The sequence below is a fragment of the Shinella sp. 20P9.1.1 genome, from assembly GCF_057798995.1.
Map to the genome: position 1 here is coordinate 140,320 of NZ_JBYOLC010000008.1, position 15,566 is coordinate 155,885.

The window sequence follows — 15,566 nt, forward strand, 5'->3', positions numbered from 1 at the left end:
AGTATTTACTAAATAATATAAGTTATTATGTATTAGTGTTTAATAATAACGGCCAAAAGTTCACGTAGTTTGTAGAGACGCTTCCCAGCTATGGAATGGTCCGAAAAGGTCTCGGATCCGGTTTTGTATCTCGTCATATCGCCTTCGCTCACGACCCGCGGCGGTTCCGTTGCCTCTCCGTTATAAGTCCCCGCGTGAACAACAGACGGGGACAACCAATGGCGGACGTTAGCGATGACGACACTTTCACCTTCATTCCGGCGGAGATCAGGCTGACGCCCTTTGACCGTCGGCTGAGGGAACTTCGGGAACTGCAGGAAAAGTATGAAGAGCTTTCCACGCAGCCGAATAAAGAGCGCCGGCTGGCGGAATTGGAATATCAAATCCGCGAGGCAAAGAAGCGGTTTGAGGAAGAAAAGAGGCGTGACAGTGATGAAGGTTGGCGCCGGCGTCGCGATGTGGATCGCTGGCGCGCAGGTGAAGGACGGGAGTCACGCAACGCAAGCCGCCGTAAGGTCCGCGCTACGCCGAACGAAGATCTATCGCATTTAACGGCCGACGAGAAGGAAGAGCGCAAGCGTGGCCAGCGCGCAGATCGCAATTTCGTCAAGCGCCGTGAAGCGAGCGGAGCCTCAGCTTCGGACATACAGGCGGAACTCATCGTTCGCCAGCAGCAGCGGAACCGCCTGCGCCAGGCGAAATCAGAAGAAGCGAGCCAGATGATGAGTGATCCGACGTTCGGGATGTTTTGAACGTTTGAATATGAGCTGTCTCTTCTGGAGGTGTGCGGAATGCTTGAACACGATGCCGAACCTTCCCCCGGCATTACGATCCGCTTTTGCGGAAGCTCTGCGGCCATGAACACCTCACCTGGTTCCGCGAAGAGCGCAGCTATGGCGATGTCGCACGCCTGTTGAGCAGGAAGCTCGCCGGCGAGGAGGGACGAGTGCCGGTGGTAGGAGGCCGGTGGGTGCATGCCGTTCTGAAAGCGAATTCAGCAGAATGATCCCAAGCACCTGTGGCTTCCCCGCCATTGTGCAGAAACTCGACCCGCCCAATGAACCTCTTGAGACCCGGCCTTTCGCCGGGTCGCTCGATCAAGGAAGGTTCGAATTTACGATGTTTCGCTCTTCACAATCTGCCCCAGGCCGCAAATGGGGAAAAGCTACAACGGTGTGCGGTGTTCTAGTCGGTATAGCCTTATCCGGTCCGACTCTGGCAAGGGCTGACGACGAGCTCGAGACAGCGGTGTCCGTGTTAACGTCGATCGCAAGTCGGATACGTGTGATCTCGGAAAAATGTCGTATCCCCGTTGATCCGATGCTCGAAGGACGCATTGCTGAAGCACTTGCTCCGCTAGGGGGAATCTCAATCAGCGATCTTATTACTCAGCTGGCGCGCAGTCGCGGTATCGAGCAGCGCTTGCATGGGGGAGCGTGCCGGGCCGACGAGGATGTGGATTATGTCAACACACTCAACTCCATCTACAAGATCAGCATCAAGGATCTGAAGGATCTGGTCTCCGATCGACGAGATGGTTGACCAGCTGTCATTGCGGTTAAACGGACGCGTTTGCGGCAAGCCATTTCTCAAGGGCAGCGATCACGTCGGGCTTAAGGCGCGTCCCCCGTGCGAGGGCCATTCCAACGGAGGCGTTAAGCGCTGGATACCCGAGCTCGACCATCAGCTGGCCGATCGTGAGGTGGCGCTTTGACATTATCTCCTCGATCCGCCGGCATGCCCGTGGCGTCAGCTGGCGATCGATAGCGATACGAGCGGGGCCAGTCACAGTCGCCGCGGCGGGAACGCTCGGTGGCAACGCTCCTGACGCCCTCAACCACCTTAAGAACGCATCTTGTTCAAGAGGATCAGACTTCGTCCACGCGTTCCTCAACTCAAGTAAGCGCGTTCTTACTTTCCTCAAACCGGCAGCAATTGCGGCATCCGTGACAGTGCGATGCTTTCCGGCTTTAAGATCGGCGTAGACCGACGGGTGATCCCTTTTTAGCCGTTCCTCATAATACGCTCGGTCGCGCGCCTGCTTCTTCGTCATATCAATATCCGGTCACGGTCGCCCGATCCGCTCAGGAGACTCGCTGGCGCGTTTGGCACGTCGAGAGCTGCGAAGCAACGTCAGAACTCTCGGTGCTCACCAGCGAGCGGCTGTGAGTCAACCAACAGCATACCGCTCACCGTTTATGAGCTCTTCTTCGGCCCTGTCTGTTTGACCCGTATCCGCAGCGGCTTACCCTCTAGCTGATCGAGGTCGAACGCATTGGTCTTTCGCACAAGATCGCTGAGCTTTCGGAACCCATATGTTCGCGGATCGAAGTCCGACGCCAGGTTGGCTAGCTGTGCGCCGACAGCACCGAGCGGCACCCAGCCATCCTCGGTTTCCATCTGCCCGATGACCTTTTTGATGATCGGTGTGGCGGCGCTCGGTGGCTGGAGCGACTTCGACGTGCTGCTCGCGTCGCTGTCGTTGGACGTGGCGGTAGGAAGCAGGTTTTCGGTGTAGATGAATCTACGACACGCCTGCCGGAAACTCTCCGGCGTCTTCTGCTCGCCAAAGCCGAAGACATCAACGCCCTGTTCGCGTATTCGAGCGGCCAGGCGAGTAAAATCGCTGTCGGATGATACGAGACAGAAGCCGTCGAAGCGTCCGCTGTGCAGCAGATCCATAGCGTCGATGACCAGGGTGATGTCGGATGCGTTCTTGCCGGTGGTGTAGGCGAACTGCTGCTGCGGGATGATCGCGTGCTTTGCGAGCGCGTCGATCCAGGCCTTCGAGCGAGCATTTGCGAAGTCGCCATAGATGCGCCGGACGCTTGCCTCGCCGATCTTGGCAATCTCCTCGAACAGACCGTCGACGATTTTTGCCGAGGCGTTGTCGGCGTCGATGAGGACCGCCAGGCGCGGCGAACGAGGTTCAGCCGGCATGTTTCTGTCTCCGCAGCTCTATCTCACTGTGGGCCAATGCGTCGCGAGCCCATTGAGCCCAGAGGTTCGTGGGCGGCAGCCAAAACCACCCACCAACCTCGTCGCCGACGACCTCAGACTTTCCAGTTGCCGCACAGGCCGCGGTAAGGAGGCAGATCCAGGCGGCTCGCTTCTCGTGATCCGTCTCGGCCAATACGGCGTCTATCAGTTCGAGGTTCAGCCAGCCGATCGTGTGAAACAGGTCTTCGAGAACGCCGCTTTCAACGGCATGATCATAGAGCCAATCAAATTTCTTGCGCTTGCCGGCTGCCGGCATGGCAAAGCGCGCCTCGGGCAAGAGAACACCCAAGAATGCATTGGGAAATGCTTCAACGATCGAGGCGCCATTTCGAATGGCCCTTTCGACCACAACATTCCGGTCGGCGAGATGAACGACCTGCTCCGCCGTCTCCGCAGCAGCCCGCCTCAAATCGCGTCCATATCCAATATGGCTCAGGCCGGGTTTGCACCGAGTCTGAAACGCGCCGCGAATGAATAATCGCTCACAAAAGCGATCGAGACTGTCATCAGAACCGAGAGGGACGAGCGGACCATCGATAGCGATGACGGAGAAGGTCGTCGTCGCCGGAATGTGTTGGCTGCGGCGCTGCCAGTCGGTGTGAGTTCTTGCGGCCTTGAATGCTCTGCCCTTGCTCCAGGCGATGCCCGTCGTCGGTCGGGATTTGGAGAAGCCGACGTCGATACCAAGAAGTGCGATACTGTCCAGGTCGATCATAGGCCTTACCCCACTGCACTCTCGTTCAGCCCCTTGATCACTTCTATCAATCGTTTGGTTCTCTCGAAATCGAAGACCTGTTCCGGTCCCTCCGGCGCGACGTCAATGAAGGGGCTTTCGTAGAGAAGGCCGGGGTCCATCACGCCTTTTTCCGTGAGGTGCTCGATCACCATGTCGATGAACTCGATCTGGTCGGCCGTGGCGCCGCTCTCGGAAATAAAACCGGAAAACGCCTCGGCTACCGCTGCGCGGTCGAGCCCGATCAGGGAGCGGACGAAGGTCCCGAAGCCGTGGGCTACTTCGGTCGCCTTCTCCAGGTGCTTGGCGTCGCCGATGCCGGCGGAAAGCAGCATCCCCTGCAGTTCCTCGATGTCGGTCGGCGTCAGCGGTTTGCCGTGGCGCAGCTTGGCGATGGCGATGTGGTCCTCATGCTCGCGCAGGAAATGCCGTGCCTTGCGCTTAAAGCGGGCGAAATCGACCTCGCCGACCTCCGGCAGGTCGATCTCGGCGCCCTGGCCGAGCTCATCCTCGAAATCGGTGTAGACGATCTTGCGCTTGCCCCTCTCGATATGCTGCACGAGGCCGCGAAGCCTGAGCCGCACCAGTTCGAGCATCGGCACGGTGATGCCCTCCCACCAAATATTGGAGAGGATGTCGAGGATCAGCGGATGCTGTGCGGCGATGACCGGGATTGCAGTCTGTTCGTCAAGTGCTGAAGCTATTTCGATCAGCTGCTTCTTCAGCCTATCGAAGCTCTTCGAACCCTTGAGCAGCGCGAGCTCCAGGCCGAAGATCAGGAGATCGAAGCGTTTCGCCTCTTCCGCCTCGCCCTTAACCTCGCTTGGCAGGGGTGCGACCTCGTCGAGCAGTTCGTCGCGCATGGCGTCCGTCAGATCGCTCCAGGCCTCAGCAGCTTTGTATTTCTCGACGGCGCGACGCTTGCCCCGCACGATGAAGTTATCGAGGTTCATGCCGGCGACATAGGTGCGCAGCGCATCGAGTGCCTCATCGCGGATCGTTCGCTCGTCAAGCGGCTTTTCGTCTTCCCGCTTTTCGACGCCGGCGTCATAGGCATCCTGATCCGGCTCCGCCACACCCACCACACCCAGCCTCCGCTTCTCATCCAGAGCGCGGACAAGGTCAAAGCGGGCGGCAAACAGCCGTTCGTTCAGGCTCCTGGCATTGCGACCGTCGTCCGGCTGCGGGTTCTGGCGGAAGAACTCCAGGTTCTGGCAATAGTCGAAGACGCGGAAGAATTCCTTGTCCTCGCCGGGGCCGAAGAGATCGGGGCAGAGGCGCGTGCCGCGGCCGATGATCTGCCAGAATTTCGTTTTCGAGCGGATCAGCTTGAACAGCACGAGATTGACGACTTCCGGCACGTCGATACCGGTGTCGAGCATGTCGACGGAGATGGCGATGTGCGGATTGCTTTCCTTCTTCGAAAAATCGTCGATCAGGCTCTGCGCATATTCGGTCTTGAAGGTGATGACGCGGGCGAAATGGCCGGCAAGATGCGGATAGGCGCGGTTGAAGCGCTCCTCGATGAACTCGGCGTGGCTCTGGTTCTTGGCGAAGATGATCGTCTTGCCGAGCCGGTCGCCGCCCGCAACCTTCAGCCCCTCGGTCATCACATGCGCCAAGACCTTGTCGACGGTGTCGGCGTTGAACAGCCACTTGTTGACGGCTTCGGCGTTGACGCTGTCGGGCGGGTCGCCATCCTCCTCGTCCCATTCCAACATGTCCCACTGCTCTTTCTCGTCGTCGGAAAGATCGTCGTAGCGGATGCCCTCGCGCTGGAATTTGAGCGGCACGGAGACGGAATGCGGCGGCACGAGATATTCGTCCTCCACCGCCTTGTCGAGCGAATAGGCGTCGGTCGGCACCCCATCTTCGAGGTCGAACAGGCCGTAGGTGTTGCGGTCGATCTCGTCCTTCGGCGTCGCGGTCAGGCCGACGAGCAGGCTGTCGAAATAGTCGAAGATCGCGCCGTAGCGCTGATAGACCGAGCGATGCGCTTCGTCGATGATAACGAGATCGAAGTGTCCGGGGCCGAAACGCGCCTCGCCTGCCTTGCGCTCGTCGATCAGGTTCATCATCGTCGGATAGGTCGAGAGGAAGACGCGGCCCTCGCCGTTCTTCTCCGTCACCAGATTGACCGGCGACGTCTCCGGCAGCTGCCGCTTGAACTCGCGCACGGCCTGGTTCACCAGCGCCACACGGTCGGCGAGGAAGAGCACGCGCTTCACCCAGCCGGCGCGCATCAAAAGATCGACGAGCGCGATCACCGTGCGCGTCTTGCCGGAGCCGGTCGCCATGACCAGTAGGCTCTTGCGCTGCTTGTGGGCCTCGAACGTCTCGGCGACGCGGGAAATGGCGCGGGTCTGGTAATAGCGGCCGGCGATTTCTCTGTTGACGGTCAGTCCCGTGATCGGCTTGCGGCTCGTGCGCCGCTGGATCATCAGCGCCAGCTCGGCCTTCTTGTAGAAACCGGAAACGGCGCGCTGTGGATAGGCGCTATCGTCCCAGATCCAGTGCTCGTAGCCGTTGGAGGTGAAGATCACCGGCCGTTGGCCGAACTGTTTCTCTAGGCAGTCGGCATAGAGCTTGGCCTGCTGCTGGCCGGCGCGGGGATCGCGCTTGGTGCGTTTGGCCTCGATCAGCGCCAGGGGCTTGCCGTCATCGCCCCATAGAACATAATCGACGAACCCCTTGCCTTCGGCATTCGGCATGCCCTCGACCGGAAATTCGCGGTCGCGTGGGCTGTCCAGCTTCCAGCCCGCCTCCTTTAGCAGAAGATCAATATAAAGGTCGCGGGTCTCGGCTTCAGAATAGTCGTGATGATCGGGACGTGCCTCGTTCTCGCGGCGGGCGGTGGCGACCTCGGCGCGCAGGCGCGCGAGTTCCGCGTCGAGATCGGCCTTGTCGCGCAGCATGCCCTCGAAAGCCGCGTCCTTCGCCTCCATCTCGCCCTTCATGCGGGTGAGCTCGGTGAAGGCGCGCTTAACCACATCGTTCTTGCGGCTCAGATGGGCAGGGTCGAAGGCGAGGGTGTCGGCGGGGCGGCCCTTGCGCGCATAGGTGCGGGCCAGCCAGAAACAGAGATGGAACAGCTCGCGCACGGCATTGGCCGCTTCGGCGGGTTTCGTCTCGCGGCTTTCATGAACGGCCTGGTTGCCGATCTTGATGATCACGCGGGCCTTGGAAAACACCGCCTGGCCGGCGTTCTTCTGAAAACTCGGCTCGTGGATCAGCGCCGAGATATTGCTTCGATAGGGAAATTTGAGGCCGGGATCATGGGTGTAGGCCCATTGCACTGATAGTTCCACCGTGCGCCGTGCATAGAAGGCCGACGCCCGCGGATCGCCTTCCGCCAAAGCTTCCGCCCGCTTCGCGCTGTCGAAGATCTCGGGAAATTCGGCGGCGAGAAAGGCGAAGTTGGACATGGAGCTTCAGAGCTGGCCGGAGAAGGCGCGGTGCTGGAGGGAGGAGAAGAGAACGTCCGAGTTCTGCGCATGCAACATCGATCTCTCCTGCTCTATCACTAGTTGATCCATCGCCAAGTTGAACTTCCGCAAGGTTTCTGCCGACGGTAGAGGAATGTCAAGGTCGCGGAGAATCGCCAGGTTAATGTTCTTTTGCGCGACGGCTGGAGCAATTCTCTCCAATGTGTCTTTTAGGAAGCTCATCCACACGCGAACGTATTGGCTCATTCCCGGCGTGGAGCTGCTGAAGCCCACCACACTGTCGGGGAAGCAAGCTGGAAACGTCAGGATGCCAGTGCTAGCGATGTTTGCGGCGATCGTGATGCATAGGGTTCCTGCCGGCCACATTTTGCTCTGTGCAAGTCCGAGGTCGGAGTAGGTAGACTTATACGCTCGGATGTAGCCACCGCTGTTCGAAACGTCTCCCGTTTGTATCAGAGGATGGCTCCCGCTTAATAGCCGAGGATCGTTTCTGGGCCGATGCTTTGACACACCACGATCTAGATCTCCGATCGCTCCGAGCTTAGCCCATTTCCATCCCTTAGGATTACTCACCGGATCCCCGAACATCTCCAGAAAGATCGACTGGGTGAGGCTGTCGAGCAGCGCGATGGCCTGGCGGCGCTTCTGGCGCAGTTGATCGGCCTTATCCAGGATCGCCGCGATCCGCTTCTGCTCTTCGAGGGGCGGAAGGGGGATTTCAACGCTGGAGACAATTTCAGTGTTAAGATTCTTGACTGTGGATCCAGCGGCGCGGCTTGCAAGCTTGCCATAAACGGCTTGAGAACCAAGCAGATGATAGAAGAACTCTCGCCAAACAATGCGCTCATCACGCGGTCTTAAAAGCAACCAGCCGTCATGTATGCACCCGTCTGTCGCCATAATATATGGACGACCGAAACTCATGGAGTTCGTTAATAAGAAGTCGCCCGGGAAAACCTGCCTCGTTTTATTGAGCCCTGCCGGCCTAATTTTTTCCTTCGTGCGCTCGATATATTTTCCGCTAGCAGTTGCGTCGCCGATCTTCACCCACTTCAAGCCGTTTGCATCATCAGTAATGAAATTCTCGATAGGCCTTGGTGAGCCGCCGCGCGCGATCTCAAAAATTGAATCGAGACGAACCGTCTGCCAGGCGTAGCTCACAGCATCCCCTCCAACTCCCGCAGCCCCATCGCAATCTCGTCCTCCAGCTTGAGCAGTTCCGCAATGATCTCCTTCGGCGGCCGATGCTTGGCCGCCTCGTGCACAACTTCCTTGTAGCGGTTGAGCGAGAGGTCGTAGTCGGCACCGGCGATTTCCCCGCGCGTTACTGTAAAACTCTGCCCCGTGCGCAGGTTTTCGCGCTCGGTGCCGGTCCGCTCAGCCCAGCGGGTCAGCACATCCGGCAGGTTGTTCTTCGCGTGCTCTTCCTCGCTGAGCTTCTCCTTCGGCACGGGACCGAATTTTTCCTCCGGCAGCAACATCTGGCGCTTGTCATCCAGGCTCATACCGTCGGCCTGCAGATCGTAGAACCAGACGTGATCCGTGCCGCCGGAATTGGTCTTGGTGAAGAACACGATCGCCGTGGAGACGCCGGCATAGGGCTTGAACACGCCGGACGGCAGCTTCACGATCGCGTCGAGCTTGTGGTCGTCCACCAGCATCTTGCGGATCGCCTTGTGTGCCGTGGACGAGCCGAACAGCACGCCATCCGGCACGATCACCGCCGCGCGCCCGCCGGGCTTCAGGAGCTTCAAAAACAGCGCCATGAACAGAAGCTCGGTTTTCTTCGTCTTGACGATGGACAGCAGGTCGCTGGCGGTAGTCTCGTAATCCAGAGAGCCGGCGAAGGGCGGGTTGGCGAGAACAAGCGAATATTTGCCGGCATCATCGCCATGACTGGAAGCAAGCGAATCCCGGTAGCGGATATCGGCGCCCTCGACCCCGTGCAACTGCATGTTCATCGACCCGATGCGCAGCATGGTCTGGTCGAAATCATAGCCGTGGAACATCGTATCGTGGAAATGCCGGTTGAGCGACTTGTCCATGAAAAGCTTCGCATGGTGCTCGCGCAGATGTTCGCCGGCCGCGACCAGGAAACCGCAGGTGCCGCTGGCCGGATCGCAGATCACATCCTGCGGCGTGGGCTTGGTTAGTTCGACCATCAGCTTGATGATGTGGCGCGGCGTGCGGAACTGGCCGTTCTGGCCGGCGGACGCGATCTTGCCGAGCATGTATTCGTAGAGATCGCCCTTGGTGTCGCGACCCTCCAGCGGGATGTCCGCCAACATGTCGACCACTTTGGCCAGCAGGCCGGGCGTCGGGATGGTGAAGCGCGCGCCCTTCATGTGTTCCGAATGGGCGGTGCCGTCCTCGGCCATTTCGCGCAGGAAGGGAAAGACGAAATCCGAGACCAGCAGATACATCCGGGCCGGGTCTTCATTCTTCAGCCGCGACCAGCGCAGCTCCTGATAACTCACATCTTTTCCGTCGCGATCCTGCCGATAGACACCATCCGGAAATATCACCCGCTCGATCTTCCGGCCGAGCATGTTGGCCTTGCTCTCCTCGCGGGTTTGGATTTCGTCCAGGCCGCGCATGAACAAGAGGTAGGTGATCTGCTCGATCACCTCCAGCGGATTGGCGATACCGCCAGCCCAAAAGGCATTCCAGACCTGATCGACCTTCGAGCGAATTTCACCTGTGAGCATGCTTGGTCCCTGCCATCATCCGAATCAGCTGGCACCTTAATGGCTGCACGCCTTCGATTGGAACCTGCTTAGCCTCTCTCACCGTTGCAATTTGTTGTTTGAGCTCCAGATCGCCATCAAATTGGAAGGGAAAACTGTTTGTATTGCGCACACGGGAGGCAAGATCGATTGACTTTCAATAATGTTCATTTTTGGAAGGCAAAGGTTTTTGAGTCCCGTCGGTGAAAACCAAGCGGCTTTGAGTCCCAGAAATGACGTTTTTGGGTAGACAAGCCGACTTGTCTCCTGCATGACAAAGACAACCTGCGTTGTGCGTCAAAAATAGCGATAATTGGAAATCAACATGGCTTTGCGCCCCGGTTTGGACGTATCCGAAGCAGTTGAATATCACTACGATCAGTTTCCGCCTCAGCGGATCGATGCTGGCCGCCTGATTATGCCGATAGCATCAGCATCCGCAGCTCTGGCTCGCTATGACCAGATGTTAAAGGGGATGCACAACAGCGAAATTCTTCTCGCACCGCTCAGAAACCAGGAAGCCGTCGTGTCATCCCGTATGGAAGGCACGGTAAGCACACTGGACGAAGTCCTAAGATATGAAGCAGACCAGGAAGAGAGCGGTGACGATGCCGGCGGCCACTATCGCAACGAAGCAATCGAGGTCTTCTTATATAGCCGCGCATTGACGGCCGCGCAGCGCAGTATCGAACAAGGCGCTCCTTTGTCGAGCTTCCTCATTAAAAGCGCGCATCGCGTTCTACTCGGTTTCGGCCGAGGCGCACACCTCTCTCCAGGCGAGTTCAAGACAGAACAGAATTATCTAGCAGACCGGACGCGCCGCAAAGTTCACTTCGTTCCCATGAGGCCGGAGCAACTCCAGGATGGGATGGACCGCCTATTTGCATTTATTGAGTCGGAAGACTGGCAGATCCTGATCAAGACGGCGATCGCTCATCTTGAATTTGAAGCACTGCATCCATTCAAGGATGGCAATGGTCGAATCGGCAGAATGCTGATCACCCTCATGCTGTGGAAATCCGGAGCGATCTCTGCCCCACATTTCTATATCAGTAGCTATTTTGAAGACCGCCGCGACGAATATATCGATCGGATGCGGGAAGTTTCCAAATCGGGAGCCTGGACCGACTGGATTATCTTCTTCCTCGAGGCGCTGGAGGCGCAGGCACAAAAGAACCTTGCGACTGCTGAACGAATCCGGGACCTATATGAGGAGCTGAAAAGAGAGTTTCCTCAGATTCTAACTTCGCAGTGGAGCACGGCTGCATTGGACTTCCTTTTCTCCCGTCCGGTGTTCAGGAACAACGTTTTCACCAAGAAATCTGGCATTCCGGAAACTTCAGCACATCGGTTCACACGTATCCTAGCCGAGCGTGGCCTCATTCGAACGGTAGAACCAGCTGCGGGTAGACGTCCGGCGCTATACAGCTTCGAGCCGCTCCTGCAGATCGTCCGCGATTAGCCACACTACCGGCACATGCGGCGCTGAGTTTTGGTCTCCCATGAGACGGAGCTGCCATCCCGACCGTCTGCCGCTATGAACCGCCTCGCGCTTCCAAAGCGTCGACCAAGGATAACCCGGAGAGGTGGCTGAGTGGTCGAAAGCACCGCACTCGAAATGCGGCATACGGGCAACCGTATCGTGGGTTCGAATCCCACCCTCTCCGCCATTGTTTTCTTTCCCAGGGCGTGAAATGACCGGCGTTCCCGAAGGGAGCGCATGGACTTTGTGTGTCCCGCCGTGGCATAGGGCGCGGAACACGACGAGGCCCGTTTTTCCATGATCCGTATCGAGAATATCAGCAAGTCCAACAGCCACCGCATTCTCTTCATTGAGGCTGCAGCCGCCTTGAACAAGGGTGAGAAGATCGGGCTTGTGGGGCCGAACGGGGCGGGCAAGACGACGCTGTTCCGGATGATCACGGGGCAGGAGCAGCCGGACGAGGGACAGGTCTCCACGGAAAAGAATGTCTCGATCGGTTATTTCAGCCAGGATGTCGGCGAGATGGAGGGGCGCAGCGCCGTCACCGAGGTGATGGACGGCGCGGGCCCGGTGAGTTCGGTCGCGGCGGAGCTGCGCGAACTTGAGGCGGCGATGGTCGATCCCGACAGGCTCGACGAGATGGATGCGATCATCGAGCGTTATGGCGAAGTGCAGGCGCGTTATGAAGAGCTCGACGGTTACGGGCTGGAAAGCCGGGCGCGCGAGGTTCTGGCCGGCCTGAGCTTCAGCCAGGAGATGATGGACGGTGACGTCGGCAAGCTTTCGGGCGGGTGGAAGATGCGCGTGGCGCTGGCCCGCATCCTGCTCATGCGGCCGGATGTCATGTTGCTCGACGAACCGAGCAACCATCTCGATCTCGAAAGCCTGATCTGGCTGGAGCAGTTCCTGAAGACCTATGACGGGGCGCTTTTGATGACCTCGCACGACCGCGAATTCATGAACCGCATCGTGACGAAAATCATCGAGATCGATGCCGGGTCGCTCACCACCTATTCCGGCGATTACGGCTTCTACGAGCAGCAGCGCGCGCAGAACGAGAAACAGCAGCAGGCGCAGTTCGAGCGCCAGCAGGCGATGCTCGCCAAGGAGATCAAGTTCATCGAGCGCTTCAAGGCGCGTGCCTCCCATGCCGCGCAGGTGCAGAGCCGGGTAAAGAAGCTCGACAAGATCGAGCGCGTCGAGCCGCCGCGCCGCCGCCAGACTGTCATGTTCGAATTCCAGCCGGCGCCGCGCTCCGGCGAAGACGTCGTCAATCTGAAGAATGTCGACAAGGCCTATGGCAACAGGTCGATCTACAGCGATTTCAGCTTTCTCATCCGCCGCCGCGAGCGCTGGTGCGTGATGGGCGTCAATGGCGCGGGCAAGTCGACGCTGCTGAAGCTCGTCGCGGGGGCGGCCACCCCGGACCAGGGCAGCGTGACGATCGGTGCGAGCGTCAAGGTCGGCTATTTTGCACAGCATGCGATGGATCTGCTCGATGGCGACCTGACGGTCTTCGAATGGCTGGAGACGGAGTTTCCGCGTGCCGGGCAGGGGCCGCTGCGCACGCTGGCCGGCTGCTTCGGGTTTTCCGGTGATGACGTGGAGAAGAAGTGCCGGGTGCTTTCGGGTGGTGAAAAGGCGCGGCTGGTCATGGCGGCCATGCTGTTCGATCCGCCGAATTTCCTGATCCTCGACGAGCCGACGAACCATCTCGATCTCGACACCAAGGAGATGCTGATCAAGGCGCTCGCCGATTACGAGGGCACGATGCTGTTCGTGTCGCACGACCGGCGTTTCCTCGGCGCGCTGTCGAACCGCGTGCTGGAGCTCAACGGCGACGACGTGCATCAATATCCGGGCGGCTATACCGAATATGTCGCCCAGTCCGGCCATGAGGCGCCCGGTCTCCACGTCTGATCGGCTGTCGCCGAGGCGCGCCATGCGTTAAGACGGACGAGACCGGAGGGGCGCATGGACCGAAAGAAGCCGCTTTATCGCAGCGTCAACACGCGCACCCACGGCGTGCGCCATGGTGGGGGTGAGGACTACAAATCCTCCCGGCGGCGCGAGGATCGCGTACATGCCGGCGCGATGGGCGGTCGGCAGCGGCATGGACTCGATTATACACCGCTCTTCAAGTTTCTGCTGTCGCGCGTGGGAGATGATTGGGACGCCGTGCATGCCGAGGCGATCGCCCGGCTGGACAGGGCAGAACCGATCTTCTGGATGGTGGCGCGGTCGCAGGCGGAGAGGAAGCCGTTCGTGCGCATGGGCGAGAGCGCCTATTACAGCGGCCTCTTCGTGGATGACGCCAATCGGCTGCAGCGGGTCGATCCGGCTCTGAGCGTCGAGCAGATGGAGCCCAACTGCGCTTGCTGCACGCATACGTTCAACGGCGTGCCTTTCACGCGAAAATACCGGCCGCCGGCGGATTAGGACCGGCCGAGATATTGCTCCTCCGTCACTTTCTCCAGCCAGGTCACGGGCGAGCCGTGTTCCAATTCGGCGATGGCGATGTGGGTCATGGCGGTCTTGTCGGTGGCGCCGTGCCAGTGTTTTTCGCCCGGAGGGAACCAGACGACGTCGCCGGGGCGGATTTCCTCGATCGGCCCACCTTCGCGCTGTGCCCAGCCGAGGCCGGATGTCACGATGACGGTCTGGCCGAGCGGATGGGTGTGCCAGGCGGTGCGGGCGCCGGGTTCGAAGGTGACGATAGCGCCACCGGTGCGTCCGGGCGCTTCCGCCTTGAAGGGCGTGTCGAGACGTACGGTGCCGGTGAAATAGTCGGCCGGGCCCGATGCCGAGGGGCTGGTGCCGTTGCGCTTGATATCCATGGATGTCTCCCGATTCGTCGTGCGATCCTATACCGGCCACGCTGTGCGTTCACGCGATAAGGCGATTGCTGGCGAAGTGGCGGCAGACGCTCTATGACGGCGCAATGGGTTTTGAGGCGAAGCGGATGAGTGGAAGACGGATCGGGATCGTCGGCGGCGGGCCGGCGGGGTTGATGGCGGCAGAGGTGCTGTCGGCCCGCGGCCATGCCGTGACCGTGCTTGAGGCGATGCCGACGATCGGGCGCAAGTTTCTGCTTGCGGGAAAATCCGGCCTGAACATCACCCATTCCGAGCCTTTTGTGCGGTTCGTGACCCGTTTCGGCTCTGCCAATGCGCGGCTACGCGCAGCACTCGAAGCATTTACGCCTGACGATCTCCGGGCCTGGGCGGAGGGCCTTGGCACGAAAACCTTCGTCGGCACATCCGGCCGGGTCTTTCCCGAAGTCATGAAGGCGTCGCCGTTGTTGCGCGCCTGGCGGGCGCGGCTGGAAGGGCAGGGGGTCGATATCCGCGTGCGGCATCGCTGGACGGGGTTTGCCGCGGGCGGATTGCGGGTCGAGACACCCGAGGGCGAGACGGGGATGGGGTTCGATGCAGTGCTTCTGGCGCTGGGCGGGGCAAGCTGGCCGCGGCTTGGATCGGATGGCGCCTGGGTGAAATGGTTGGAGGAAAAGGGTGTCGACATCGCGCCGTTGCGCCCGGCCAATTGCGGGTTCGACGTGGACTGGTCGCCTGTCCTCATCGAGAAATTTGCGGGTGCGGCGGTGAAGGGCGTGACCGCGCAATCGGCCGCCGGCACGGTTCCCGGCGAGTTCGTCATCTCGAAAACCGGAATCGAGGGCAGCCTGGTCTATGCCCATGCGGCGGTGCTGCGCGATGCGCTGGAGGTGGCGGGGTCGGCGGCGCTGGTGGTGGATCTTGCGCCGGGGCGAAGCGCCGAGCGGCTGGCTGCGGATTTTGCCCGGCAGGGCGGCAAGGCGAGCTTTTCGACCCGGCTGCGCAAGGGCGCGGGGCTGAATGGCGTCAAGGCGGCGCTTCTGCGGGAATGCGTAGCAGATGTCGCGCGTCTCTCGCCTCAGGCGCTGGCGGCGGCGGTCAAAGCGCTGCCCATCCGTCTCGTCCGGCCACGGCCGATCGCCGAGGCGATCTCTTCGGCCGGCGGCATCCGTTTCGATGCGCTTGGTGACGATTATGGGCTGACCGCACTGCCGGGCGTCTTCGTGGCCGGCGAGATGATCGACTGGGAAGCACCGACCGGCGGCTATCTGCTGACGGCCTGCTTTGCGACCGGCCGCGCGGCGGCCGATGGGATCGATCGCTGGCTATCCACCCGAGCCTGAC

Annotated in this window: 13 protein-coding genes and 1 tRNA gene; 7 read left to right on the plus strand and 7 right to left on the minus strand. The window is 60.0% G+C overall.

Going from position 1 to position 15,566, the window contains the following annotated elements:
* The first annotated feature begins 218 nt into the window (after positions 1 to 218).
* Entirely contained in the window at positions 219 to 752 is a 534-nt protein-coding gene (locus AC27VQ_RS15620) for a hypothetical protein (protein WP_488716968.1), read from the plus strand.
* Positions 753 to 1,002: 250 nt separating this feature from the next.
* The gene (locus AC27VQ_RS15625) at positions 1,003 to 1,542 is read left to right on the plus strand and encodes a hypothetical protein (protein ID WP_488716969.1); all 540 of its coding nucleotides are present in this window, start codon (positions 1,003 to 1,005) and stop codon (positions 1,540 to 1,542) included.
* A 16-nt stretch (positions 1,543 to 1,558) separates the two neighbouring features.
* Here the strand turns inward: AC27VQ_RS15625 and AC27VQ_RS15630 are convergent, their stop codons facing one another.
* The 6 genes from AC27VQ_RS15630 to AC27VQ_RS15655 form a co-directional block, all read right to left on the minus strand.
* Entirely contained in the window at positions 1,559 to 2,053 is a 495-nt protein-coding gene (locus tag AC27VQ_RS15630; protein WP_488716970.1) for a hypothetical protein, read from the minus strand.
* Positions 2,054 to 2,196: 143 nt separating this feature from the next.
* Positions 2,197 to 2,940, minus strand: coding sequence for an NYN domain-containing protein (locus tag AC27VQ_RS15635; RefSeq protein WP_488716971.1), 744 nt, complete (start codon positions 2,938 to 2,940; stop codon positions 2,197 to 2,199).
* Positions 2,930 to 3,715: a DUF429 domain-containing protein gene (locus AC27VQ_RS15640; RefSeq protein ID WP_488716972.1), complete on the minus strand. Its 786-nt coding sequence runs from the start codon at positions 3,713 to 3,715 to the stop codon at positions 2,930 to 2,932. The genes AC27VQ_RS15635 and AC27VQ_RS15640 overlap by 11 nt, the downstream gene beginning before the upstream one ends.
* Before the next feature lie 5 nt (positions 3,716 to 3,720).
* On the minus strand, positions 3,721 to 7,158 hold the full coding sequence (locus AC27VQ_RS15645; RefSeq protein WP_488716973.1) for a DEAD/DEAH box helicase family protein: 3,438 nt from the start codon (positions 7,156 to 7,158) through the stop codon (positions 3,721 to 3,723).
* 6 nt (positions 7,159 to 7,164) lie between these two features.
* A complete protein-coding gene (locus AC27VQ_RS15650) occupies positions 7,165 to 8,340 on the minus strand; it encodes a restriction endonuclease subunit S (RefSeq protein WP_488716974.1) in 1,176 nt (391 codons plus the stop codon).
* The gene (locus AC27VQ_RS15655; protein WP_488716975.1) at positions 8,337 to 9,887 is read right to left on the minus strand and encodes a type I restriction-modification system subunit M; all 1,551 of its coding nucleotides are present in this window, start codon (positions 9,885 to 9,887) and stop codon (positions 8,337 to 8,339) included. The genes AC27VQ_RS15650 and AC27VQ_RS15655 overlap by 4 nt, the downstream gene beginning before the upstream one ends.
* Before the next feature lie 343 nt (positions 9,888 to 10,230).
* On the opposite strand from AC27VQ_RS15655, the gene AC27VQ_RS15660 reads away from it, so the two are divergent.
* From AC27VQ_RS15660 to AC27VQ_RS15675, 4 genes are all read left to right on the plus strand, one after another.
* On the plus strand, positions 10,231 to 11,367 hold the full coding sequence (locus tag AC27VQ_RS15660; protein WP_488716976.1) for a Fic family protein: 1,137 nt from the start codon (positions 10,231 to 10,233) through the stop codon (positions 11,365 to 11,367).
* A gap of 118 nt (positions 11,368 to 11,485) precedes the next feature.
* Positions 11,486 to 11,575, plus strand: a tRNA-Ser gene (locus tag AC27VQ_RS15665).
* Positions 11,576 to 11,685: 110 nt separating this feature from the next.
* A complete protein-coding gene (locus AC27VQ_RS15670) occupies positions 11,686 to 13,308 on the plus strand; it encodes an ABC-F family ATP-binding cassette domain-containing protein (RefSeq protein ID WP_488716977.1) in 1,623 nt (540 codons plus the stop codon).
* 54 nt (positions 13,309 to 13,362) lie between these two features.
* Positions 13,363 to 13,827, plus strand: a complete 465-nt coding sequence (locus AC27VQ_RS15675) for a hypothetical protein (protein WP_488716978.1) — start codon at positions 13,363 to 13,365, stop codon at positions 13,825 to 13,827.
* On the opposite strand, the gene AC27VQ_RS15680 is transcribed toward AC27VQ_RS15675, so the two are convergent.
* Positions 13,824 to 14,225: a (R)-mandelonitrile lyase gene (locus AC27VQ_RS15680; RefSeq protein ID WP_488716979.1), complete on the minus strand. Its 402-nt coding sequence runs from the start codon at positions 14,223 to 14,225 to the stop codon at positions 13,824 to 13,826. The two genes, AC27VQ_RS15675 and AC27VQ_RS15680, sit on opposite strands and share 4 nt — an antisense overlap.
* Positions 14,226 to 14,350: 125 nt before the next feature.
* Here AC27VQ_RS15680 and AC27VQ_RS15685 point away from each other — a divergent pair, with 125 nt between their 5' ends.
* Positions 14,351 to 15,565: a TIGR03862 family flavoprotein gene (locus AC27VQ_RS15685; protein WP_488716980.1), complete on the plus strand. Its 1,215-nt coding sequence runs from the start codon at positions 14,351 to 14,353 to the stop codon at positions 15,563 to 15,565.
* Position 15,566 lies beyond the last annotated feature (1 nt).